This is a genomic window from Streptomyces sp. NPDC054794 (assembly GCF_053611585.1).
On the sequence record NZ_JBSHAQ010000053.1, the window covers coordinates 15,955 to 39,150 of the forward strand.

19 protein-coding genes and 5 pseudogenes are annotated in these 23,196 nt (G+C 69.8%); 8 read left to right on the top strand and 16 right to left on the bottom strand.

Annotated features, from left to right (window positions below; translation table 11 throughout):
- Positions 1–10: 10 nt before the first annotated feature.
- Entirely contained in the window at positions 11–169 is a 159-nt protein-coding gene (locus tag ACWGKT_RS38450) for a hypothetical protein (RefSeq protein WP_453277308.1), read from the bottom strand.
- Positions 170–238: 69 nt separating this feature from the next.
- Here ACWGKT_RS38450 and ACWGKT_RS38455 point away from each other — a divergent pair, with 69 nt between their 5' ends.
- A complete protein-coding gene (locus ACWGKT_RS38455) occupies positions 239–718 on the top strand; it encodes a phospholipase D-like domain-containing protein (RefSeq protein ID WP_453277309.1) in 480 nt (159 codons plus the stop codon).
- 46 nt (positions 719–764) lie between these two features.
- Here ACWGKT_RS38455 and ACWGKT_RS38460 read toward each other — a convergent pair whose 3' ends face one another.
- Positions 765–1,022, bottom strand: coding sequence for a hypothetical protein (locus ACWGKT_RS38460; protein WP_453277310.1), 258 nt, complete (start codon positions 1,020–1,022; stop codon positions 765–767).
- Here ACWGKT_RS38460 and ACWGKT_RS38465 point away from each other — a divergent pair.
- Positions 1,009–1,281, top strand: a complete 273-nt coding sequence (locus ACWGKT_RS38465; protein WP_453277311.1) for a hypothetical protein — start codon at positions 1,009–1,011, stop codon at positions 1,279–1,281. The genes ACWGKT_RS38460 and ACWGKT_RS38465 overlap by 14 nt on opposite strands.
- A gap of 99 nt (positions 1,282–1,380) precedes the next feature.
- Positions 1,381–1,437: pseudogene (locus ACWGKT_RS38470) on the top strand (hypothetical protein); the annotation flags it as partial.
- 79 nt (positions 1,438–1,516) lie between these two features.
- On the opposite strand, the pseudogene ACWGKT_RS38475 reads toward ACWGKT_RS38470, so the two are convergent.
- The 10 genes and pseudogenes from ACWGKT_RS38475 to ACWGKT_RS38520 form a co-directional block, all read right to left on the bottom strand.
- Positions 1,517–1,645, bottom strand: a pseudogene (locus ACWGKT_RS38475) (LexA family protein); the annotation flags it as partial.
- Positions 1,646–1,834: 189 nt separating this feature from the next.
- Positions 1,835–5,719 (bottom strand): hypothetical protein, encoded by a 3,885-nt coding sequence (locus ACWGKT_RS38480; protein ID WP_453277312.1) that lies wholly within the window; start codon positions 5,717–5,719, stop codon positions 1,835–1,837.
- Entirely contained in the window at positions 5,692–10,527 is a 4,836-nt protein-coding gene (locus tag ACWGKT_RS38485; protein WP_453277313.1) for a hypothetical protein, read from the bottom strand. Before ACWGKT_RS38485 ends, ACWGKT_RS38480 begins: the two co-directional genes overlap by 28 nt.
- A gap of 461 nt (positions 10,528–10,988) precedes the next feature.
- Positions 10,989–11,264 carry a hypothetical protein gene (locus ACWGKT_RS38490; RefSeq protein WP_453277314.1) on the bottom strand — a complete coding sequence of 92 codons (276 nt, stop codon included), beginning with the start codon at positions 11,262–11,264 and terminating at the stop codon, positions 10,989–10,991.
- Positions 11,265–11,382: 118 nt separating this feature from the next.
- Positions 11,383–11,709, bottom strand: coding sequence for a DUF6087 family protein (locus ACWGKT_RS38495; protein WP_453277315.1), 327 nt, complete (start codon positions 11,707–11,709; stop codon positions 11,383–11,385).
- Between the two features lie 31 nt (positions 11,710–11,740).
- Complete coding sequence (tgmC, locus tag ACWGKT_RS38500) at positions 11,741–12,928, bottom strand: ATP-grasp peptide maturase system methyltransferase (protein WP_453277316.1); 1,188 nt, start codon at positions 12,926–12,928, stop codon at positions 11,741–11,743.
- Positions 12,918–13,889, bottom strand: coding sequence for an ATP-grasp ribosomal peptide maturase (tgmB, locus tag ACWGKT_RS38505; protein WP_453277317.1), 972 nt, complete (start codon positions 13,887–13,889; stop codon positions 12,918–12,920). The genes tgmC and tgmB overlap by 11 nt, the downstream gene beginning before the upstream one ends.
- Positions 13,886–14,188: a putative ATP-grasp-modified RiPP gene (gene tgmA, locus ACWGKT_RS38510; protein WP_453277318.1), complete on the bottom strand. Its 303-nt coding sequence runs from the start codon at positions 14,186–14,188 to the stop codon at positions 13,886–13,888. Before tgmA ends, tgmB begins: the two co-directional genes overlap by 4 nt.
- 346 nt (positions 14,189–14,534) lie before the next feature.
- Positions 14,535–15,128 (bottom strand): hypothetical protein, encoded by a 594-nt coding sequence (locus ACWGKT_RS38515; protein ID WP_453277319.1) that lies wholly within the window; start codon positions 15,126–15,128, stop codon positions 14,535–14,537.
- Positions 15,125–15,679 carry a hypothetical protein gene (locus tag ACWGKT_RS38520; RefSeq protein WP_453277320.1) on the bottom strand — a complete coding sequence of 185 codons (555 nt, stop codon included), beginning with the start codon at positions 15,677–15,679 and terminating at the stop codon, positions 15,125–15,127. Before ACWGKT_RS38520 ends, ACWGKT_RS38515 begins: the two co-directional genes overlap by 4 nt.
- A 237-nt stretch (positions 15,680–15,916) precedes the next feature.
- On the opposite strand from ACWGKT_RS38520, the gene ACWGKT_RS38525 reads away from it, so the two are divergent.
- Positions 15,917–17,266 carry a hypothetical protein gene (locus ACWGKT_RS38525; protein WP_453277321.1) on the top strand — a complete coding sequence of 450 codons (1,350 nt, stop codon included), beginning with the start codon at positions 15,917–15,919 and terminating at the stop codon, positions 17,264–17,266.
- 332 nt (positions 17,267–17,598) lie between these two features.
- Here ACWGKT_RS38525 and ACWGKT_RS38530 read toward each other — a convergent pair whose 3' ends face one another.
- From ACWGKT_RS38530 to ACWGKT_RS38540, 3 genes and pseudogenes are all read right to left on the bottom strand, one after another.
- Positions 17,599–18,195 carry a hypothetical protein gene (locus tag ACWGKT_RS38530; RefSeq protein ID WP_453277351.1) on the bottom strand — a complete coding sequence of 199 codons (597 nt, stop codon included), beginning with the start codon at positions 18,193–18,195 and terminating at the stop codon, positions 17,599–17,601.
- Positions 18,172–18,267, bottom strand: a pseudogene (locus ACWGKT_RS38535) (IS5/IS1182 family transposase); the annotation flags it as partial. The gene ACWGKT_RS38530 and the pseudogene ACWGKT_RS38535, both read right to left, overlap by 24 nt.
- Before the next feature lie 255 nt (positions 18,268–18,522).
- The gene (locus ACWGKT_RS38540) at positions 18,523–18,984 is read right to left on the bottom strand and encodes a DUF397 domain-containing protein (RefSeq protein WP_453277322.1); all 462 of its coding nucleotides are present in this window, start codon (positions 18,982–18,984) and stop codon (positions 18,523–18,525) included.
- On the opposite strand from ACWGKT_RS38540, the gene ACWGKT_RS38545 reads away from it, so the two are divergent.
- The 3 genes and pseudogenes from ACWGKT_RS38545 (at position 18,867) to ACWGKT_RS38555 (ending at position 21,500) form a co-directional block, all read left to right on the top strand.
- On the top strand, positions 18,867–19,496 hold the full coding sequence (locus ACWGKT_RS38545) for a DUF6082 family protein (RefSeq protein ID WP_453277323.1): 630 nt from the start codon (positions 18,867–18,869) through the stop codon (positions 19,494–19,496). The genes ACWGKT_RS38540 and ACWGKT_RS38545 overlap by 118 nt on opposite strands.
- Before the next feature lie 99 nt (positions 19,497–19,595).
- The gene (locus ACWGKT_RS38550) at positions 19,596–19,949 is read left to right on the top strand and encodes a DUF6087 family protein (RefSeq protein WP_453277324.1); all 354 of its coding nucleotides are present in this window, start codon (positions 19,596–19,598) and stop codon (positions 19,947–19,949) included.
- 328 nt (positions 19,950–20,277) lie between these two features.
- Positions 20,278–21,500, top strand: a pseudogene (locus tag ACWGKT_RS38555) (IS3 family transposase).
- Positions 21,501–21,531: 31 nt separating this feature from the next.
- Here the strand turns inward: ACWGKT_RS38555 and ACWGKT_RS38560 are convergent.
- Positions 21,532–21,900: pseudogene (locus ACWGKT_RS38560) on the bottom strand (ISAzo13-like element transposase-related protein); the annotation flags it as partial.
- Between the two features lie 581 nt (positions 21,901–22,481).
- Here ACWGKT_RS38560 and ACWGKT_RS38565 point away from each other — a divergent pair.
- Positions 22,482–23,189 (top strand): DUF4232 domain-containing protein, encoded by a 708-nt coding sequence (locus ACWGKT_RS38565; protein WP_453277350.1) that lies wholly within the window; start codon positions 22,482–22,484, stop codon positions 23,187–23,189.
- Positions 23,190–23,196: the final 7 nt, after the last annotated feature.

The window sequence follows — 23,196 nt, forward strand, 5'->3', positions numbered from 1 at the left end:
ACCGTCCGGATCACAAGATCGTCGACAGAACCAGGACGTTATCGCCGGGGCCAACAGTGAACTTCACATTGGTGGCCCCTTCTGGAACCGCCACGGCTGCGACCTGCTGCGCGAGGTTCTGCTGCCTGCCGTCGCTGAGCGCCAGGTCGCCGTCCACTTCTACGCCCACGATCCAAGCAGCCGTGCCCAACCGCTGAACGACCTCGTCAAAGACTGTGCTGAATACGGAAGAACCTCTTTGTACTGGTGGACCGGAGCCAACCCCGGCATCATGCACGCCAAGTTTGTGGTAGCCGACCGCGTCACCGGCTACTTCGGCAGCGCGAACCTGTCCTCTCTCGGTCTTCAAGAGCACTTCGAGATCGGCATGGAACCGGGAAGCACCCAGGCATCCTCACTGGTGGACTTGTGTACCCAGCTACGCGAGGAAGGCTTCTTCGCTCAGGTCACCGAAGGGCCGGGACGCGTACCGGACCCGCCCGTGCTCGTTGAGACTGCCGACGGGAAACGTCGCTTCGGCCAGTTGCGATCCTGGTACACCACCAGGGACGGCCGTCGTGAAGCGGAGGTGCTGTGCCACCTCTCGGACGACGCTCCGCGGCCAGCCAGAGTCCGCGTCGATGAGAGCCGCATCCGGCTCTTTCCTGGGGTCAACTACGTCAACGTGCCGGCCAACGACACCTGTGCAGGCGACGGCGAAACCGGATCCACCGGGTAGGCCCTGTGATACGAGGCGAACGGCCCGCTGCCCGCTGCGGCTCGTTTCAGGGGCCGAGCTGGGCTGTCGCGGCGTCGATCTCTTTCATGGTGATGTTCTCGCTGCCGCTGCGGATCGCGATGACGGCGGCGGCGGAGATGACATAGGTGAGGGCTTTGAAATAGCCGGCGGTGCGCCGGTGCAGTTCGGCGGCGTGCTGGCTCAGGGCGTGTTCTTCCAGCCGGTACAGGCTCAGGTCGGCCTCGAAGCCCGCCAGCACGCGCCGGAACACCTCCTGTTCCTTGGCCTCGGTGCCCAGGGGCAACGGGTGCAGCCAGGTCACAGAGTGCGTTGCAGAGGACGAGCGCTTCCGCAAGACACCGCCGCCCCTTGTTGACGACGGCCTCAACGACGCCGACTGGCAACGCCAGCAGCAGGAGGCCGCCATTGTCCACCGGCTCCTAGGCCTGATCGGCTACGACGCCAACCCAAGGAACATCGAGCTGACCGACCTGCCCGAGCTGGCCGACGCCGTATTCGACCTGTGCACCGACTCACAGCAGGCAGCGATGAGCCGGCCTTGAGCTGCACCTTCGGCGGGGCGCGGAATGCGACGGGTGCCCCGCACTCGAAGAGCCAGCAACGGCTTCACGGCGGTCGTGGCGACTTACGCGGCGCTGCTCATGTCTCAGGGGGCCGGGCGTCTTGTAGGGGTGTCCGGGGACCGGGGCGTGGTCGCCGTGCTGGACCAGCGGCTGGCGATCGCGCGGTACGGCGGCTATCTGAAGGCGACACTGCCCGACATCTGGTACACCACGGACGCAACGAGGTGCGGAAGTCGAGCGCGGCGGGCACGATGTCGCCGTTCTCGGCGACCGGCTGGCGGCGGACGGTGACCCAGTCGCCGTCGCAGATCTCGGCTTCGATCATGGAGCCGCCGACGACCTGAAACCGACGGGTTCGCCGAATCTTGGAGGGCTCACGCCGGGAACCGGTGGCACACTGCATCCGATCACGCGCGGTGTGGCGTGGGTTCGCGTGCTTTGGGCTATGCACCGGTTCAGCGGAACCCCCGGCTGTGCCAGTTGGTCGAGACGATCATCGCGGACGCCGACATCCGGGACCTGCTTTCCCCGGTTAGGCGTCCGGGTTCCACGTGTGATGCACGTGCGAGGTGTCGCACAGGGCATAGAGATACATGTCCAGGTAGGTCGGCGCCGGCCACGGATAGGTGCTGGGCAGGCCCTGCACGCTCTTGTCGAACGCCTCGCGGAAGGCCCGGGCGAGCTTGACGTCGAGTGCGAACTTCGTGGCGGCGCCCGGGCCCATCAGCTGTCCGTCGGAGAGCGGCTCGTCGGCGCCGGCGCTTCGCAGCACGTACAACCGCTCGCCTTTGGTATTGACGTTTTCGTTGATGGTGCCGCCGATCTTGTCGGCGAGGAACAGGCCGACGCACTCCTCGCGGCGGCTGTTCTCCAGCAGGCACTCGGTGAGGAAGCCGCCCTGGTATAGGTTCTGGGCGACCTCGTGGATGCAGAGTTGGGCGAGCGGGTTGCGTGACGCGCTGCTCCCCGCGCCCTCGGGCTGGAGGTCGGTGGCCAGACCGAGCTGGTGGTTGCTCGCGGCCGCGCTCGACACCGCCTCGTTGAACTCCGGTGGCCGCCAGCCCGACGTCGGGATCACGGTGAGCGGCTTCGGTGACAGCATGGCGCCGGTGGGCTGGGCGAAGCGTTCGATCACGTTGGCGGCGAGCAGCTGGGAGCGAATGAACCAGTCGAGTGTCCCGGCTTGCGGTGCGGCCCCGCGGAGCAGCCTGGCGATTCGCTGCACCAGCGGCCACAGGTACGCGGGCGCCGCACCCGCCGGCATCGGGTCGCCGTTCCTCGCCGCCTGCAGGAATGACGCGACTGTCAGGGCGAACGCTTGCGCGCCCTGCTGGACGGTGTCGATCCGCTCCTCTGCGGTGTCGATCAGCCGGGTGTAGCTGTAGGTGAGACCCTCGACCATGCGCTCTCGCGGGCGCAGGCCCGCGTCCGGGAACGGCCGCAGGTCGGCCCGGCGCGGGACGAGGATCGTTTCTCGCTTTCCGATCAGGCCCGGACGGATCGGTGCACCGGCGTCGTCGTACTGCACCTCGTCCCGGTGGCCGACGACGGTGGTGGGCAGAACCTTCGCGGGGTTGAAGCCGGGGAACTGCTGGTAGTAGTCGTCGGTGAACTTGAGGTGGAAGACGTATTCCTGTCGGAGGCAGTCGCGGTCGTCCTGGGTGATGCCGATCTCGGGTGCGTCTGGGTTGACCCCGAGACGGATCAAGTGCCGCAGCGGGTAGAGCCGGCGCAGCTGCAGGCTCCGCGCGGCGGTCCAGGCTGGGTGCGGCGGGCGGGAGTTGGGGTTGGCGTGCGGTACGAGTGTGCGCCGATCGCCGGCGCCGAAGATCGAGCCGCCGTTGCGGCCGCTGGGACCATATGTGACCGCGGTGGCGAGCGCGTCGTAGAACGCCCGGTTGCGCCGGAAATCCTTGACGCCGGCTGCGCCGACGACCTGGTCCGGGTAGTCGGTGGTGGGGAACTCGTCGTCCGCGCCCGGAGCGAAGCTCTCGTTGGACACCTTGTGGGCCGTCCACAGTTGCTGCACGACTCCGCGCGACAGCGTGGGCAGGGACGACATCACGGTCAGCGGCTGGTCGCCCGACGCGGGTTCGCTCAGCGCGGGCGCGAAGATCTCGATCGGGTCGCAGGTCGCGTACGAAAAGAGGGCGGCCGGGACCACGTCGTACGGCTGGAGCACCAGCGAGGCCCGGGACCCACCCCAGATGACCCGCAGTTCCGCCCAGTCGGGCACGGTGGCGCCGCCCGCGATGCCGCTGGCTACCCGGGCCTTGGTGTATCCCTCGGTGAGCAGGGCGTACTCGGCGTCGAGGCTCCCGCGGTCGGTTCGCAGCCGGTCGAGTGCGAAGCCCGCGTTGATTCGGTACCAGACCGGCGGCTCGTCGTTGCCGGCGCGGGCGGACACCTCGGCGTGGACGGCGATCGTCTCGCCGGGCTGTAGGCCGACGAGCGGGATGTCGGCTGGGTCGACGCCGTCACTGGGCTGCCAGAGTACCGACTGCTCACCGCCCCACCAGAGCTGCATCTGCTGTGCGGTGCCCAGGTCGGCTGGCACGTTGACGTTCCAGACCCGCTCGGCTCGTGGGCCGTCGAGGCCGTTGACCTGCACCGGCCGCAGCTGCCCATCGCCCCGGTAGCTCTGGAGCCGCTGGACGGTCCGGGTGGCGACGTCCGACCCCATCGTGTAGACGAGGCGGGCGTCGTCGATGTCGAGGAGCTCGCCGGTGACCGGGTCCCGGGCGCGCAATCGGGCGACGTCGTCCGGGACCAAGTAGGCCTGGATCTGCTGCTCGTACCCGTCGGCACCGGGAACGCCGATTGGCCGGCAGGCCATCGGCCCGGACCGCAGCATGACCAGCTCGGGCGTGTGTCCCGGCCGGACGGTGCAGCGCAGGCCCAGCCGGGTCGCCTGGAGCGCGGGCTGTGCTTCGGCCTCGCCGGCGGTCCAGCCGACCGCGGCCGGGTCGAACGGTACCGCTGAGAACATCTTGGCCTCGTTGACCACCTCGGCGGCGGGATCGGTGGCCGTGAATGGGACGAGCGGTAGACGGTCGGCAGCATCCCCGGCCGGCCGGACGGCCCTCGGGCGGCGGGCGAGCATGTTGTCGGCGAAGGCATACGAGCTGCCGGGCGCGCCCCACAGCCCGGCCAGGGTCGGGCCGCGCGCGTCCAGCGAGATTCCCTCGAGCAGCCCGGGCCGGGAGGCGGACTCGCCGACCAGGATGCCGCAGTGCCCGACCCAAGTGACCGCGCCGTCGACCACGGCGTAGCCGCCCTGGACGAGCACATCACCGGCACGTGCGGACGCCTGCCGCACGGTCTGGAACAGGTCGTCGCGGGCGGCGATGTCGTAGCTGGTCAGGCTGGCGCCCGCGGTGGGCTCGAACGCGGTGAGACCGGCGGCGGCCAGCGCGCGCTGCACGAAGCTGCTGCTGTCGCCGAAGCCGTCGTCGAAGCGCCGGCCGGCGTCGGTGGTGTACTGGGGCGCCTCCGCAGCCAGCTTCAGGGCCGCCGCCACAACTGCGTTGTCCACGTCCGGCGCTGGCCCGCTGACCGGCGTGTCCTTACTGACACCGGGCTCAGCGACCGGTCTGCCAGCGGCCGTGTGACGGATTGCCGAGCGCAGCACGTCATCGACCCGGTCGCCGCCGACGCTGGCTGCGTCTTCCGGCATGGGCCGGGTCGCGGGATGGCCGCCGAGGAAGTCGTCGGCGAGGTAGCCGGGCGGGTCGGTCCGGATCGCGTTGTAGGCGGCGACCACCTCGTCGATCGCCGGTCCGGGGTCCGGGTCGGCGGTCCCGGCCTGCTGAGCGGCCTTGAGCGTCGCCAGCGCGAGCAACGCGGTCAGCCAGCTGGACGCGGTCGCTGCCAGGTAGGTACGGGCCTGGGTCAGGTCCTCGGTCTGAAGTCGCCCTACCAGAGCAGCAGTGAGTAGGTCGGCGTAGGCGGCCGTGGCCGCGGCCACTCCGTCCGCGCCCGACTCCGGGCCTAGCGACCACAGGGCGGTCACTGCCGAGAGGGTGATGGTGACCGCGCCGCCAGCCTCCAGCCGGCTCGGCGGGGCGGCGGTGTCCTCGGCGATGTTCAGCTCCAGGTCGCCGATGGCGGCGCCATCGGCCGACCAGGCCTGCTGGAGGGGGTCGGCGGGCAGCCCGAGCACCTCTAGCTTGCCGAGCGCCTGGCTGTCCGCCCCGGCGCCAAGCAGGAATGTCCGCAGCCCGGCCGGGGTGAGCAGCCGGGCGGGCGGCGGCCCGTCCCCTTCGCCGGTGGGCCACAGGTAGGCCAGCCGGTTCTCCACCCGGCCAAGCACCGGGTGGACGAGCGCGGGAGGTTCCTGCGCGGCGGCCACCCCGAAGAGCGTGTCGAGCACTGCTTCGACCAGTCCGGTCAGCGTGAAGCCACTGTCCTGCGCCACAGCTCCACCTCCCCCGTACCGGACGCGCGGGGCGCCCCCGATGCACTCAGGTCCGCGACAGTCCAGCCGGTGCTGTCGCGGGTAGCGACGACGATCGCGCGTCCTGCGTCGATCACCGCGATGCTCTCGCCGGCCGGGTCGGCCCAGCCCACGATGGATTCCCGGGTGGCCGGCACGGGCGGCTCGGCCGGCGCCTGCGCTACCCAGCCGTCCGGTGTAGCGCGCAGCAGCTCCAGCGTGTCGTTACCGGCGGTCGTCGCGAGCAGGCGCGCATCCGGCCCCGACCAGGTGGCCGCGGCGTGCCGGGCCGCAGTGCGCCCGCCGAGGAGGGGCGGACCGAGCAGCCCTACGGTCCACTCGCCACTCACGGTGGTGCCCGCCGCGATGCCGGAGGCCGGGCCGACCGCCTCGTAGCGCTGCCCGTCCTCGCCCCAGTACGCCAGGTGCGGCTCGCCGCCGACGCCGGCCCACCCGACGAGGTCGGTATCGACACGCCACGCCGGTGCGCCCGACACGGCGGTGACATCCACGGCCTGCCAGGTGCCGACCGTCGCGGCAAAGGTCAGCTGGTGCAGACGCCCGTCAGCGCCGCCGTAGGCGAGACTCCATGCGCCCGCGACCGGTTCGGCGTCGACCTGGCGCACGGACGCGCCGGCCACGAAGAACTCGGCGCCGCCCTTGCTCGACGCGTACACGATGAACTCGTTGGCCGGACTGGTGCCATTGCGCGCCGCCAGTCGCACCCACCGTCCGCGCGCCGACGTGCGGGCATCGTAGCCGGTGGAGCCGCCGTTTCCGGTGCCGATCGCGACCTCGCCGCGCAGCAGGTAGACCCAGGCCGCGGCCTCGGCCGCGGCCGGTCCGGTGTGCTCGGGCAGGAACGTCTGGACCAGGCCGGCGTCAGGCATCGTGGTCCCGACATGGATCATGCGGGCGGACAGCGGCGACGGCAGCGTGGACCTGCGCAGGTCGGTGACCATGACGGTGCCCGGATGGTTCTGGGTCCACCGCGTCCAGTACGCGGCATCCTCCCACCGGTTGCGCGGGTCGTCGGCGAACGCGGGGTTGCGCAGCAGGTTGCCCTCGGCGACGAGGTCGGCATCGGCGCTGACCGCCGAAGTCCACGCGGCCAGACCGCCGGCACCGGCCGCCGGGGGCGCGATCGCGGCCGCGGTCAGGTCAGTCACCGCCCACTCCCCGCCCGGATCCCGGCGGGCCACGCGCAGGTGCCCGGCCTCGTCGAGGTACGCGACGTGCTCGGCGCCGCCCGGGGCCACGAACCGTTGCGGACGTCCGATCCGGGCCGGCACGGCGTCGACCTCGATCGAGGCCGCCGGCCCAATCGTCGCTTGGGCCTCCCAGACGCCCCCGGCGCCAGCGACGTAGACCAGGTGCGGTGTGCCGTGCGCGTCGCTCCAGCCGAGCAGGCCGGAGGCGGGCCGCGGCGTGACGGGCTCGATCATGGCCGGCGTCCACCTGTCGCCGTCGCGGGTCAGCAGGCACAGCCCGCCCGGTTCGGCAGCGTAGACGAGATGCGCCCGGCCCGAGGCGTTCCGCCAACCGGCGAGCGCGACCTGACCGCCGTCGCGGGCGGCGGCCGGTGCGAGGAACAGCGTGATCGAGCGCCCGGCCCCGGTGTCATCCGACCGCCCGTTCCAGGCGCCAGCCGCGGCGACCGCCGAGACCACGCAGAGCCCCGGGCGCACGCTCACGGCGCGCAGCGCGGGATCCTCCGGCCGAGTGCTGACCCGGAAGGCGAAAGCGAGATCGTGCGGGCCGGCGTCGGCCCAGGCGATCGCGTCGTACGGCACGGCGACGCCCTGGCAGGTGAAGCGCACCCGGGGCGGGATGACGACCGACCCGGAGGCGTCGGAGACCGTCGTCGGCGCGACGTAGCCGCGGTCGATCCCGGTGACGTGGCCCTGCACGACGAAGCTGGTCGCGGCGGTGGTGACTGACTGCGGCGGCCCTGCGGCGAACTCGATCGTGATCGGTTCCCCCAGGTACGCCGCGGCCGCCTGGCTGCGCAGCAGCTCGGCTCGCTGCCGGAGCGCGTCCGCCGAGCCGGCCGCCCGGATCGCGTCGAGCGCCGCGTTGGTGGCCTTTAGCGAGGCTGCGGCGTCGCTGATCGAGTCGAGGATCGGTTTGACGCCGAGGCCGGCGGTCAGCGCCGACCACAGGGCCTGCCCAAGCCACTGTGCGGGTACCTGGACCGTCGCGATCGTGACGGTCTCGAACCAGAACGGCGGGATGATCGGTACGAGGATCGTGATCGGGATGCTCACGCCCTGGTTCGCGGTGGCGGTCACGGCGGAGCGCAGGATGCCGGACACACCGCCGTCGGCGAGGGTGCCGGCCCGTGCCGCCGCGGTGATCGACTCGCCGGCCGCCCGCAGCACGACCGCCGTGTCGGCGAGCGCGCGGTTCAGGATCGGCCGCATCCCGCCGGTGAGCGCGTCGAACGCGAGCTGGGCCGCGAGCCGAGCGACCGGGTCGTTGCCGACGAGGTCGGTGATCACCTGGTTGATCAGGTCGTCGGCCAGGTCGGCGGCCCGGCCGGCGAGCGCGCCGCACTGCTCGGCGATCCGCCCGGCGGCCAGCGCCGCCTCGTCCTGGAGGCTCTTCACCCGCTCGTCGAGCTCGCCGGCCGCGTCCTCGAGCAGCACGATCAGTGCGGCGGTGGCCTCGAAGGAGAACTTGACGGTGGCTGCGAACAGCCGGGCGGCCTGCTCGAACGGCAGCACGGTCAGCCGCGCAGTCAGGTCGAAGCTGTCCTCGATGATGAAGACGGTCATCGAGCGGATCTGGTCGAGGTGGTGCTCGAGCAACGAGAGCAGGGCCTCGGCCACGACGGCGACCCGGGGCCGGTCGAGCCGGTCGAGCAGGTCGTCGCTGGTCTCGCCACTCATGCAGAGCGTGGACCGCATGAGGCCCAGCTCGACGGGCAGTCGGATGTCGCGCCACCGTTCGAGCTTGGTGGCTAGATGGCCGAGCAGCACCGAGGTGGGCAGTCCGACCGTCACATCGACGAACTCGCGGCCGAGGTCGCTCAGCGCGGTGGTGAAGCGCTCCAGCGGTCCGCCGGGCGGGAAGGAGGGGACGACGTCGCCAGCGTCGCGGGCGGCCGCCTCGAGCCGCTGGACCGCCGGCACGGCCTGATCGAAGGCCTCGTGGGCGAGGCGCTCGAGAAATGCCAGCAAAGGCGGTGCGACGGTCTGCAGCAGGCCGACACTGACCCGCTCGCGCAGCCGCGCGACGACCTCCCGCTGGTCGACGTCATCGAGCAGGCCGGGCAGCTCCTCGATGGCGACCCGCAGCAGCGACCGTACGCTCTGCACCGTCTCGGGCGGCAGTCCGAGCGTGTCCAGTGGCAGCTCGTCGAGCAGTTCCCGGCTGAACACGTCGCCGACCGCGCTCAGGAATCCGCGCAGCACCGTGGCGGAGTCGCCGTCAAACCCGCGGCGAGCGAGCAGCAGCAACTCGGCGAGCGAGAGGCCGGTGACGTCGCCGAGCCACTTCGCGGCGCCAGCACGTTGCAGCAGGCGCGAGGCGACTGCGGCGAGCGCGTGGGCGGGCAGGTCGGCGGGGTCGCCGACGGCCGGGTCGACGCCGGCGACGATGAGCAGCCGCCGGAACGCGCCGGTCGGGGTGGCGGGGCCGGCCGCCGCCGGCACGAGCAGGCCGACCCCGGCCCAGATGCCGATGGCCACGTCAGCGACCCGTTCGCGGTCGGCCTCGGCGGTCGCGAGCGAGACCAGGGTGAGCACCGCGCCGACGGCCTCGTCGATGAGCACCGGCAGCACCGACCGGAGCGGGCCGCCGACGACCACGGTCTGCAGCGCCTGGAGCAGGCGGCGGAGCTGGTTGCCGACCTCGACCTCGACCGGCAGGCCCAGGTCCTCGAGCAAATGGCCGAGCTCGGTGGTGGCCGCCTCGACCGCGCGCTCGACCAGGTAGCGGCCGAGGGTGAGACCGAGGTCGACCGCCGCCTTGCGCAGCCGGGCGTCGCGGCCGGTACCCGGCTCGTCGGTGAGTAATGTGCAGAGCATGCCGGCCAGCGCCGGGACGGCCAGGTCGACCAGGTCGGCGGCCGCGGCGAGCGCCGACTTCGCGGGCTCCGGCCGGGTCCTGCTCTCCGCATCGAGGGCATGGCGCAGCTGCCCCGAGGTGACCTGGAGCAGGCCCTTGACCAGCGCGGCCGGGTCGGGTAAAGCGAGCTCGGCGGTCAGGCTCCAGCTGTAGCCGTAAATGAACCCGTAGCCGTAGTTGATGACGAAGACCGTGCCGGCCCGGTCGTTGCCAGACGGAAACAGTCGTAGCCCGATCTTGGTCTCGGCGGTGGCCTTCACGCAGACCGCGGCGCTGGCCTGCACCCCGGCCCTGGCCGAGAACTGCCGGGCGACGACCTCGACGTAGGGCAGCCACAGGTTGTCTGCGTGTTCGGCCAGGACGGCGTCGAGGAGCGCGGCTGGCTGCAGGCTCACGTCGAGACCGACGCTCGCCTTGGCCTCGGCTTGCGCCTTGAGGGTCGCGATGACGCCAGCGAAGCTGAACAGGTCGACCGGGAAGTAGGCGGAGGCCTCGGCACTGATCGACGCCGACTCCGACGTGCGGAACGAGGCCTTCACGGCGTCGGTGAGCTTGGCGTCGACCGCGGATTGGAACTCCGCCTGGAGGTCGATCCCGACGCTCAGGCCTCGGGCAGTCTCGGCGGTGAGGCTCGCTGCGGCGCGCAGCAGGCTGGCTCCGGTCGCCGACGGCTCGTCGAGGGTGAAGATGTTGACCGAAGCAGCCGCATCCTCGGACATGCCTCACCTCCGGCGGTACGCGGTGGGCCGCAAGGCCTCGCCTCAAGTACGCGACATTGTCCTTCCGGGGCCGGGGTGTGTCCGAGAAAATGGACCAGAGTACGAGGAAAAGCGGACAACCCGCACCGCTGCCTCAACTCCGATCTACGCCACCCGCATCACGGCCGTCCAACAGTAGTCACCACCGGGCACGGTGATCTATGGCGCTCCGTGCCTGACGGGCTATAGCGAGAAGTGGGATGGGCCCCTCGTCTCACAGCCGATGCCGCACAGATTGAGACGTTGTGCCGATCCCTGACGATCGATCGATGATGCCGGGAGACCGATTCACGCATTCTCCGCCGGGACTTCTACTCCGGGACCATGTGTGCCGCGAGATGATCCCCTCTGGAACCAGACGACCAGTCAGGACCGGACAACGAGGGAGCGACCCGACCCCCGGGCGGGTCGCTCCCCTTCACTCAGGGGATGAACCTCACTTCTGGGAAGGACGGGCTGGGGCCGTCGAGCAGATGGCTCCGGCGGTGTCGTAGATGCAGGTCGAAGAAGGCGCGCGGGTACGCCTGCTGGATCCGGACCGCCTGGGCGGGAGCGAGGGTGCCGATCCAGCCCTGCAGATCCTCGTCGCTCATCCCGACCGCCTTCGCCAACTGCGGGATGAGCGCCGGGGCGTCGGTGTACGTCGAGTGGACCGCGCCGTGGGCCTGTATGTTGAGCCGCCATCCCCGCGCGAGCACTGACCTGGCGCATCCGCCGCCTCGGCGAGAGACAGGCGCCCGGGCAGCCAACGCCCGCTACGCCACGGTGCACCCCGCCGCTCCGCGCCCGCAGCAGCCCCAGGCACGGCAGCACTGATCACCTCTGTGCCCGACCGCCACCGTCCGGCCTGGGTGCCTGGGGTTTGCGGTGCTTGCCGGTGCCGGAGCCGAGTGGCTTCGGCACCGGCCCTGGAGGTGACGGCTCGTTGGCCTCCGGATACAAGATGGCTTTGGCCTCGGCCAGGCTGGCGGCGAACCCGTACGGCTCCCACATGTGCCCGTTCCACCGCTCGATGGCGCGTGGAGCATCCGGGTTCAGATGCGATGCCCTGGGCCCGCTGCCGGGCACGACAGGCACGGCGCGAAGTCGGCCGATCTTTGCGTCACGGCGTTCCGCCCAGTCCTTCAGCGGTTCGTCGTCCATCCTGGCGTTCCTCGTGTCGGTGGTTGCTGTCTCAGGAGGGTAGCGGCCATTGCGGGCCGTTCGGCTTCCCGAGCCAGACGACCTGCTGGTCGCGGGTGACGGTCACGCCGAACGCGGCGGTGTTCGGTAAGCCGTACTCCTCCCAGGTGCCCACCGCCGACTCGACCGCGTCCCACAGGCGGCGGGGGCCGCCCTGGCGGACCTGCCAGCCGCCGTCCGTGGGAGCGAGGACGGCGAAGGAATCGGTGACGCTGTCCAGCAGGAACGTGCTGACCGGGCCGCCGTCGACCGCCATGGAGAAGAAACGGGCGTCCGGCGCTGCGAGCTGCGCCATGAAAGCCCGGCCTGAAGTGCTGAGCACCTCTGGCCCGTACGTGGCTTTCCGCTTCGTTCCGTCGTCGGGGCCCGGCACCATGCCGAGGCTCTCCGGAGCATCCTGCTGACGGGCGATCATGAAGCTCGGGTCGTCCTCGCTGAACCGGCCGCTCGCGCTGCCACCGGTGACGATGAGCTTGACCAGGCCGAGGGAGCGCATCCAGCCGCGCAGGGTGGTGAGGATGACGCCGCCCGGCCGAACCTGTTCCAGCCAGGCGGGCGGGAGGCTGCGGAAGCCGCACGTGGCGATCAGCCGGTCGTAGGGGGCTCCGCCCGGGTGGCCGACTCGGCCGTCCCCCACCAGCAGGTGAGGGGTATGTCCGGATCCGGTGAGAGCCTCGCGGGCGCATCGGGCCACGCCGTCGTCCGTCTCGATCGAGGTCACTTTCTCGCTGCCGAGCCGGTGGCACATCAGCGCTGTCGAGTAGCCGGTTCCGGTGCCGATCTCCAGCACCCTCATGCCGTCCTTCACGTCGAGGTCTTCGAGCATCCGGACCACGAGGCCCGGCAACGTCGACGACGAGGTCGGGACCGCGTTGCTGATCGGCTTCGGGTCGGCCCAGTCGATGTCCCGGCCGTCAAACTGGGTCATCCACGTCTCGTCGGTGTAGACGAGCCGGAGCCACTCCTCGATACCGACCGTCCCCTGTGTGACCGGCTCCCAGGTGGTGATGCCAGCGACGTCGCTCTCCCGGTAGAAGCGCGGGATGAACCTGTGGCGGGGCACGGCCTCCACGGCGGTCCGCCACTCGGGCGACCGCAGCCAGCCGTCCTTCTCCAGCTGCCAGGCGAGCCGGCGCCGGAGATCGGCTGCGGTCGTCTCGATATCGGGCTCACTGGCCACGGATACCTCCTTGCAGGAGATCGGCGAGTGCGGCAGTCATCGGCAGACCGGTGGGCGGCTCCATCCATGCCCACTGCCCAGAAGGATTGCACTCGATGAAGATCCACTCGCCGCGGTCGGTCAGAGCGAAGTCGAACGCCCCGAAGACGAGCCCGAAGTGCTTCAGATAGGCACGCATCGACCGCTCCACTGCGGGAGGCGCGGCAAGCGGCGTGTACGTGTGCGTGCCATAGTCCGTGCGCCAGTCGAGGAGGCCGGAGTCGATCCGCACCGCGAAAATCTGCTCGCCGATCACGGTGACCCGGATGTCGGCGATCTTGTGCACGCGCTTCTGGAAGAGGTGCATGGTGCCGGTCACGGAGCCGTCGATCTCATCGGCGGTCACCTCGGTGACGGGGACTGTCTGGGCCTTGCCGTCGACAAGGTAGAGCGGGACCGCGACCGGCTTGAAGATGGCCGGGCCGTGCTCCTTGAGGAAGGCCCGGGCGTCGTCGGGAACGTTGGTGATGAGCGTGGGCGGCAACATGAAGCCGGCCGCTGCCGCTGCCGCGAGCCCAGCCGGCTTGTACTCGGCGTCGCCGATCCGGTTGGGGTGGTTGACGTAGAGGCAGCCGGGCAGGGAGGTCAGGATGCCGCCGAGCCCGTAGCGGGCCTGGGCCACGGCGAACCGTTCGTCCTGCTTGTCGAGGTGGGGGAAGGCGAACCCGGAGGGGCGCCGGTAGTACATGGAACGCACCGCGCCCAGGTTGGCACGTCGGCTCGGGGTCTGCACGCTTCCCCGCCACCTGTCGGTGCCACCGATAGCGGCGGAGCACGACAGGGTGGCTGGGAAGTCACCGGAGTCGAACCGCACGACCGGGACACCCCGGTCGTGCAGCTCGGCGATCACGAAGTCCGCGGTCGGGTCGTCGACGTTGGTGACGACCAGGACCGGACGATCGTCGTTCGTCACCGGAGTCATTGGTCGGTGTCGTTCCCCGTGTCGCTGTCCGGGGAGTCGCTGTTGCGGTCACCTTGGCCTGTGGTGCCGGTCTTGGGGTTCGTACCGGAGGACGTGCCGTGGCTGGGGGAGATGGTGGGTGCCCCGGAGGCGTCGAAGTACCGGGCGGTCTGCGTCGCCGGGTCCAGCCTCACCGAAGCGTAGGCGGGGTCCTCAACGGGCGGGTATGGGGCGATGCGGCGCAGGCCCCATGGGGCGGCAGTCAGGTGTCCTTGCGGCAGTGGGCTACCGGTGGGGAATCGATCCATGTGGTTGAACACGGTCTTCCTTTCGGTGTGGGAAGTGCCTGTGTGGTGATTGCCTTGCTTGCCCGCTCGGAGCCTCGGACCTTGATATGCCCAGCTGGAGTGTGAGTGCCGGTCATGCTTCAAGGGCCATCAGACCGGCGCGAAGGCTTGCCGACGAAGGCCCTCAAGCGCGCGCATGAGCAGGGCTGCGTCCGGCTGGCCTCGACTGTGGATCTGCCCTCCTCGTATCAGCGGCCGAGTTGCCGCAGTTGGATGCCTTCTCGCCAGTGAGTGATGGTGCGAGGAGTCTTGGCAACGGGGGAGCGCGGACCGCGTGCGGCCGGGGCAGGGGGCAGGGGAGTCCGGCCGCACGCGGAGTTCAGGCGATGGTGTTCAGCACGGATCCGAGGAGCGTTTCATGCGGGGCGGGGTGCGGTTGGAACTGGTCGAGCAGGGGTCGCAGTGCTGTAGGTGGTACGAGCCGGTCGCCGCGGCAGGGGCGCAGCCAGTACGGCCCCGGCGGCTCGACGGACGTCATCGCCGGCAGAGCGAGGCGGTGGGGCTGGCCCAGGCACGTCGCGTAGCGGTGAGGCGTCCACTGCTCGCCGGTGCCCGGGGGCACGAGCCAGATGAGCCACGACCGCTGCGGGTCCTCGATCACCGGCCCGCACGCATCCGCCCGGTCGTCACCGGTGTGCTGGATCTCGTCCATCACCTTGATGGCGGCATACGCCTGCGGACCGCTCGCCGTGATGATGATGTCGAAGAAATGGCCGCCCAAGGGCAGTTGGAGAACGTCCTGCTGCTGGAGCGCCATCAGGCTGCGCACGCGCGAGGCCAGGTCCCCCATGTCGTGGGCGACGAGTGGGGGGTCTACCCGGAGGCTGGTCGGGGTGAAGCCCGCGGGCCGTGCGGGCGGGATCACCCGGTCGCCCTCGACCGGCCGGCGCGGCATCTGCCCCGTGCGGTTCATGCCGGGCCCCAGGTGGTCGGGAGGAATGCTGCCACGGTCTTGCCGACGACGTCACCCGTGGCGGCGTCCGTTTTCGGGTCCCACGACAGGGTCCCCTGGTAGTGGCGGATCCACCAGAGCCCGGGCGGAGGGCCCGAGGGGGTGGCGCTCATTGCTCTGTTGAAGTCGGCGAACTCGGGAGTGGCATCGTCTGCCTCGATGAGCAGTTCGTCCGTACCGGAGAGCACCGTCAGCCTGAGCTCGATCCAGCCCTCGCCGGGCCCGAACGGCCTGGCGTGCCGGATGGCGTTGTCCACGAGCTTGTCGGCGACCCGGGCCGCCGCGTCGATGTTCCCGGACCAGCGGGCCGCGGTGAGCCGAGTGCGGACCCGCAGCCGGGCGTTGGGGCCGGCACCCGCGTTCGCCGTGAGCTTGGTCTGCCACTTGAATCGGGGCTCTTCCTCGTGCTGTAGGGGAAGGAGGAGCACGGTGGCGCTGACCGGGTGGTCGCTGGCTTCGTGGTCGTCGGGCGCGCTGGAGGGCGAAGTGGCTTGGTGCGTTGGGGGGTTCATGGGAAGGCTCCCTGGATTCTGCGCTTGATCGTGCGTGGCCGGGCGCTCGCCGCAGAGGTCGCCTTTCGTGGCGGCGCCGATGCTCTTTGGAGGTGCGCTGATCGACCTCTGCTCCCAAGGCCTAGACGGTTCGGTTTACTCGTAGAGGTAATCGCGCGGTCACTGTCTGCGGGTACGGTTGGTAGCAGGTGGGACCGTGAACACCGTGAACGCCATGGAGCTGTCGGGAGTGATGACATGGCCACGAGGAAACGCACGCCCAACCCTGCCCTGGACAGGCTGCTTGAGCAGGCGCGATGGACTCGCACGCAATTGGCGCAGCAAGTCAATCGGCTCGGCCCCCAGGCTGGATTGCAACTGACGTACGACAGGACGGCGGTCGCGCACTGGATCGCCGGTACGCCGCCGAAGCCCGAGGTCAGGCCCCTGATTCTTGAGGCTCTGTCGGCCCGGTTAGGTCGACCGGTCACTCATGCGGAAGCCGGGCTTCAGCCCGCGCGGTCCGGCGATGCCGCTCAACCAGTCGACACTGTGGAGGAGTTGATCGACTTAGGGAGGGCGGATATGGATCCATCCCGTCGCGGAGTCCTGGCTGCAACCCTGTTCTCTGCCGCGCTCACCGTGCCTGCGTTCCAACCCTCTGCTCGGGCCGCAGACGACCCGGTCAGCCCGGGCAAAGCCACGACCCGGATCGGCGCCTCGCAAGTCGCCTCGGTGCGCTCGATGACGGAACGGATCGCGGACATCCTCGATGAGTTCGGCGCCGGCCACGCGCGCCCCATGGCAGCGGCGTTCCTCGTTAACACCGTCGGGCCGTGGCTGCGGGCACAGGCCTCCGAAGCGGTCAAGCTCGACATGCTCGCAGCGGCCTCAGACCTGACCTATCTCACGGGCTGGATGGCCATGTACGAGAAGTCCCACGGGCTGGGGCAGACGTATTACACCAAGGCGCTCAAACTCGCCGACGAGGCGGACGACCACGTCACCTACTGCCGCACGCTGCGTGGCATGTCACTCCAGGCGTCGAACCTGAGGCACGGAAGGATGGCGCTGCAACTGGCCGACTCGGCAGCTGAGGCCGCGCCGTCGGCTGGCCCCCGCCTGGTGGCGTTCCTGCGTGGGCAGCAGGCGCATGCGGCGTCCATGGTCAAGGACCGGCGCCAGGCCCACACCCGGCTGCGCGAGGCCGAGGCAGCACTGTCGCAGGCGGACAACCGGCGGGACGCGATCGGCGGCTACGACCAGACCGCCTACCTGTTCCATGTCTCCCACGTGCTGATGGAGGAGGGTGACCTGAGGGGCAGCATCGACGCCATGAAGCACTCGATCCGCGTGCAGCCAGCGCAGGAGCGGCAGGGACGCGTCCACGCCTACGCGGTTCTCGCGCAGCGGCAACTGCGGCACGGGCACGTTGAGGCTGCGTGCGACTCCTGGCTGCGTTTCCTTGGCGAGTACGAGCACATTTCGTCCGTCCGCGGTGACGATCACTTCGCTACGATGCGCACGGAACTCGCGCCGTACGCCAAGACACGCGCAGTGCGGGAACTCGCAGGCCGGGCCCGCGAAGTCGCTGCAGCCAAGGCCTGAAAAACGGGCACCTCCGGGGGAGCTGTCGGCAAGCCCCGGAGGCGCATTCAAAGGTACGCGGTATCTCAGCCCACTGCGGGCGTCTCCTCCGGGTTTGTCGCTGCGCGAGCCTGCTGCCCGGACCAGGTCGTCGCCGACGTACGGGCGGCAGCGTTCGGGAAGTGGCGATGGCCGGTGCCGCGAAGCTGTGCGGCTTCGCGGCGGGGAAGGTGGCTGGCCTCTCCACCCCGGCCATCGTGCGGCGTCTGGCCTGCCGGGAGTTCGTCGGTCCCTTCAACCGGAGGCCGCAGTCTTACGGTATCCCGTGTGTGATGCGGTTCGGTGCGCTGTAGTCAGGGCGTTGAGGACCGGCGGGCGGCCAGCTCCTGGAGGCGGGAGCGTTTCCAGCGTTGCTGGCGTGGTCGGCCGGCACTGCCGCGGCGGTATTCGAAGGCGTCGGGCTGTTCGAGGTCGGGCAGGAGGCCGTGGCCGAGCGCGCTGATGAGGCTGTCGGCGTTGGTGTATCCGAGGACCTGGGCCGCTTCGGCGGCGCCGATCAGGTCCTCGTTCGCGTCCTGGTCGGCGGCGGGCAGCACACCGCGCTTGCGGGCGGCGGCGAGGATGGTGGCCCGGCGCCACTTCTTGCGGGGTCCGCCGCGGCTGCCTTCCTGCCTCTCCAGGGTCTCCGGTTCGGGCAGTTCGGGGATGCGACCCTGATAGAGGGCGCTGGAGAAGGAGGCGACGCTGCTGTAGCCGAACAGGCTCGCGACCTCGGATGTGCCGAACAGCTCGTCGGGGTCCCCGTCGACGGGGACTGCGGGCAGCGCGGCAGCGGGGGCGGAGCTGCGCCGGCCCTTGCCGGGGCGGCTGCTCGCCCAGGCGACGATGGTGCCGCGGCGCCACATTGGGCCGTCGACGTCCTCGTGGAGCGCATGCAGCTGGTCCCACACCCCTGTATCGTTCCACGCCGCAAGGCGCCGCCAGCAGGTCATGCCCGAACCGAAGCCGAGCTCCTGGGGCAGGTATTCCCGTTGGCCTCTTGACCAGCGAGCGGACAAGCCCAAAGTCACATGATCAACCACTTCTGTTAGGGGCTATCCCCTGTGAGAAACGGAAAACAGCGATGAGAGCCTCTCGGAGATCGCTACCTACCTCAAGCCGGGCAACGCCGCATTCGTCCTGTCCATGACCGAGGGCGGCTTATCGCCGACGACCGCCAACTGGGACCGGGAGTTCGTTGCGAAGGGCCTGCCCGTCCTGGGGAGGATTCCCGAGCGTCACCTACGGATCTGCGAGAGCCGCTGAGGGAGGTCCACTCCGCCGGCCCCGACTCCGATCCTGGCCGAACTTCTCGCCTGGAAAGCAGTGGCAAACAACTGCCACGCAAGTTCACTGAAGACCAGGATCGCCCCCCGGGAATCGCGAACCCCTATCGAGGTGACGGTGTGCGCTACCTCTACACAACTGGCACCGTCGCCGCATGCACTGCTTCTGCACCAAGATGCGCCGGTGAAGTCGACTTGCACCAGGGAACCCCCTTGACACTTGCCTTGAACTCCCGTTCGGATACGACGAGTTCGTGTCAGTATCAGTCTAGACCCGAACGGCGCAGGGAGCAGATGTGGCGAGGGCGAGTGGGCGGCGGCATGACCGTGACCGGTGGATCGATCGGCGCTATCTCTTGATCGGTGCGGCGCTGCTGGCGTTGCTGGCCTTTCTCCTCTGCACGCCGCTTGCACTTTTGGCTATCGGTCAACTCCACACTAGGGACTGGGCGAGATTAAGTGACGTAGCGGCGACGTACGGAGACATTGCCACGGTTTTCAGCATGTTGGCGCTTGCCGGAGTCGCTGCCTCGCTGATCCTGCAGGCGCGCGACACCACGGTCAATCGGGAATTGACGCACCGCTCCATGCACAGTGATCTGCTGTCCAAGGCTTTGGATGATCCAGAGCTCCGTGCCTGTTGGGGGACAATTACTGGGGATGACGAGCAGGACCGGCAGCACATCTACACTAACCTCATCTTCTCGTTCTGGCGCTCGATGTTTGAGATAGGAATGATCGGCGAGGGCGAACTGAAGGCTCTTTCTGCCCAGATCTTCTCCGCCCCACCGGGGCGCAGATACTGGACCCTGGTGGCAGAGCATCACCGACATCACCACGTGTCTGACCGCGACAGAAGGTTCACTGAGATCCTGGATCAGGAACATGAAAGAGCAATGGCCAATTTGGCCTCCCCTGATGCGTAGCACGGCTGCCTACCTTGGCCTCGAAGCAGTCGACGTGCTGAGGCGCGGGGCCGTCCTTTCCCGGCGGCCCGTGCCCGTCCCGCCCCCGCGCCAAGGACCTTGCGGCAGCCCGCCCGACCACCGTCGCCGCCTGAGACCATCGACCCCATAGGCAAGCACTCCCGACCCGGACCGCCGCACCAGCCCTCCCGCGCGATCCCATGCGTCGACACCAGTGATCCGCTCGCCGCCTACAACAAGCGCCGCCGGCCGCCACTCGATCAGTACCGCCGGTACGGCCCGCCGCACGCTGGCGGCAGGCACCTGCGCCCCGGCGAGCCGAGGGCGCTGGAGGAGTGGGACGGCTTCCGCTTCGTGCCAGCAGGCACTGCGCCCGACCTCGCGACGGCACAGCAGTGGGTGAACGCATGGACGTTCGGTGACTGTACCGACGATGTCGAGTCCGCTACCTGACGCTTGAGCAGCCACCGTCACCGGGCATGCGGCTGGTGACGACTGTAGAGCACCGCCGCTTCGGGCCGAGGAGACCTCGGTGCCGATGCGAGCCCGCTCCGGGCGAGGCCGTCACAGATGATGTGGCTCCGCGCGGTTGCAAGCGTCCATCGTCCCCGCGTGTGCGGGGAGCAGCGGGCGATACCGAGGGCGCGTCCGATCTGGTCGGGACCATCCCCGCGCGTGCGGGGAGCAGGTACGCGCCCGCGGGGAGGGTCCCTACTGAGGCGACCCCCGTGACGTGGACACTCTGACAATGGATCTTGCAGATCCAAGGGAAGGTGTCCTGGTGGGACGTAAGTCTCCGTATCCGGCGGAGTTCAGGAACGACGCTGTCGCGCTGTACCGCGCGGCGGGCGGGAAGCGCACGTACGCGGCGGTCGCGGCGGATGTCGGGGTGACCGGAGAGACGCTGCGGAGCTGGGTGCGCCAGGCCGACGAGCACGCGGGCCGCGCTCATAGCCACGGCGAGCAGAGCGCGGAGAGCCGGGATGAGGAGCTGGCCCGGCTGCGCGCGGAGAACGGCCGGCTGCGCAAGGCGGAGAAGGAGTGGGAGCTCGAGCGGGAGATCCTGCGCCGGGCAGCGGCGTATTTCGCCTCCAGGAGATGAAGTGAAGAACCGTCGCTGGGACTTCGTCTCCGCCCACGCCGAGACCTTCGGCGTCCAGCGGATATGCCGGGTCCTGCAGGTCTCGCGCTCGGGCTACTACCGGTGGATCGCCGGCGCGAAGACCCGTCAGGAGCGGCAGGCCGCCGACGACGCCCTGCTCGTGGAGATGCGTGAGATCCACACCGAGCACAAGGGCACCTATGGAGTCCGGCGCGTCCATGCCGAGTTGCGCAGCTTCGGGCGCACGGTCAACCGCAAGCGCGTCGAGCGCCTGATGCGCGTCAACCGGCTCGAAGGCCGCCACCTGCGACGCCGCAAGCGCACCACGGTCCCCGGCCGGCTCGCACCGCCCGCCCCGGACCTCATCCAACGCGACTTCACCGCCGCGCGGTTGGACGAGCAGTGGTGCGGCGACATCACATACGTGCAGGTCGGTGGCTCGTGGCTGTATCTCGCCTGCGTCATCGACATCTGCTCACGCCGAGTGCTCGGCTGGTCGATGGCCTCGCACATGCGCGCCGAGCTGGTCATCGACGCACTGAAGATGGCGGTGGCGACCCGCGGCGGCAACGTCGACGGAGTGATCTTCCACGCGGACAGAGGTTCGCCAGTACACGTCGGCCGCGTTCGCGCAGGTCTGTGGTGGTTTCGGGATCCGCAGGAGCATGGGGCGCGTCGGCTCGAGCTACGACAATGCTCTCGCTGAGAGCTTCTGGCAGGGGCTGAAGAGGGAGACGATGCACCAACGGCTGTTCTCGACGATGCGCCAGGCGCGGCTGGAGATCTTCCAGTGGCTCACCTACTACAACGCCCGCAGACGCCACAGCGCCCTCAACTACCTCTCACCAGCCGAATTCGAACAGCAACAGCAGAGAGCACGTACACTCACACTCGCAGCATGAACCCCCGTGTCCACACGCCGAGGGCCGCCTCAGTGCCCGGCGGAAAGTGGCAGACCGTGATCTCCAAGCCGCTCTCCAGGGCGAAGGCAGCCAGGTGTTTCTTCCAGGTCCAGCGGCGGGGATCGTTCGAGCCGCCGGCGTCGGCGGTGATCAGCAACCGGGTTGCGTCCGGGTGGTGCACCTGTCCGCGGCGCTGCCACCAGCGACGTATGGACTCCACCGCGAACTCGGCGGTGTCGTGGTCGGTCCCGACGTTGACCCAGCCGGTGTTGGTGGCGATGTCGTAGATTCCATACGGGATGGCGACGGGCTGGTCGCTGGTGGTGAAGGTGTGGCAGTCGACTTTGATCGGGTCCTTGCCCGGCCGCCAGGTGCGACCGGGCCGGTCTCGGTTGCCGAGTGCGGGTGGGCCAGCGCGGCCGCATAACACAGGCCGGTGGTGTCGGGGTGCAGGCCAGCCTGGCGGAGTTCGGCGAGTTTGGGGTCGGCGGCCAGGGTGGCGTTGGGGTGGTGGTCCCGGACGTGCCGACGGTGGCGACCGGTGACGGGCCCGGGCCCGAGGGGCGCAGACCCTCTCTGCCGGGTGTTCGTCACGGCCGGCAATCTGGCTCCGTCCCGGACGCGACGGACTGCTCGATCCAGCCGAACGGTCCGGTGGACCCTGAACCGCCTGAAGGGTGAGGGGCACTGCCTGTCTGCAAGGGCAGACGAGCGAGCCAGCAGTTGCCGGCCTCGCCGGACGGGACCCGGCTGGCCGGAACACCGGACCTGCCATGTCCGGCAAGCCGGTCTGGGCGCCGAGCGGCCGGGACACAACAGTGAAACCGCTGGGACGTGTCTGGTACAACCGGCGCCGCACGCGCGGCGTCATGAGTGTCACACGGCCAATGAGCCGCTCCGCGCAGCAGAAGGGCAACCGCGTTGTCAGCTCCACTCATACTCCGGCGAGTACTCCCCGCCACCGCACTCGCCTGCATCGCGGTGATCGCCACCGGCTGCAGCGCGGGCTCGGCCGGCTCCTCCTCCGGTGGCACCGCCGCAGCGACGGTTTCCGACGCACCGGCTACTTCGGGCGCACCGGCTACGACGGCGCCTGCCGCACCGGCTACTTCGGGCGCACCGGCTACGACGGCGCCTGCCGCACCGGCTACTTCGGGCGCACCGGCTACGACGGCGCCCGCCGCACCGGCTGCAGGTCGGGCCAGCGGTACGGGCACCGGCACCGAGGCGCCGACCGGCACCACGCATCGGGGTACCGCCGCCTGCCCAACCCGCTATCTGAGCGCCAGACCGGGCGTCAGCCAGGGCGCCGCCGGCAGCGTCTACCAGGTGATCGACTTCACCAATATCTCCAAGACCGCCTGCACCCTGTACGGCTACCCCGGGGTGTCGCTCGCCGGGGGCAGCCCCGTCCGTCAGATCGGCCCGGCCGCCACCCGCAACACCATCACACCCCCCACGCTGGTGACGCTGGCGCCGGGGGCCACCGGCAACGCGCTGCTACGGATCACAAACGCCGGCAACTACCCCGCGGAGCAGTGCCACCCGACTGCCGCGCAATACCTGCAGGTCTACCCGCCGGGTCAGACAACCCCGATCTACGTCGCCTACCGCTCGACTGCCTGCGCCGGGACGGTCGGCATCCTGAGCGTCAGCACGGTCCAGCCAGGCGCGGGGAGCGCGTCGTAGCACGCCG

Excerpts from the sequence above, each read along its gene's own strand:
- ACWGKT_RS38485 (WP_453277313.1), bottom strand. The coding sequence starts at position 10,527 with ATGTCCGAGGATGCGGCTGCTTCGGTCAACATCTTCACCCTCGACGAG.
- ACWGKT_RS38495 (WP_453277315.1), bottom strand. The coding sequence starts at position 11,709 with ATGGACGACGAACCGCTGAAGGACTGGGCGGAACGCCGTGACGCAAAG.
- tgmB (WP_453277317.1), bottom strand. The coding sequence starts at position 13,889 with ATGACTCCGGTGACGAACGACGATCGTCCGGTCCTGGTCGTCACCAAC.
- ACWGKT_RS38515 (WP_453277319.1), bottom strand. The coding sequence starts at position 15,128 with ATGAACCGCACGGGGCAGATGCCGCGCCGGCCGGTCGAGGGCGACCGG.
- ACWGKT_RS38520 (WP_453277320.1), bottom strand. The coding sequence starts at position 15,679 with ATGAACCCCCCAACGCACCAAGCCACTTCGCCCTCCAGCGCGCCCGAC.
- ACWGKT_RS38525 (WP_453277321.1), top strand. The coding sequence starts at position 15,917 with ATGGCCACGAGGAAACGCACGCCCAACCCTGCCCTGGACAGGCTGCTT.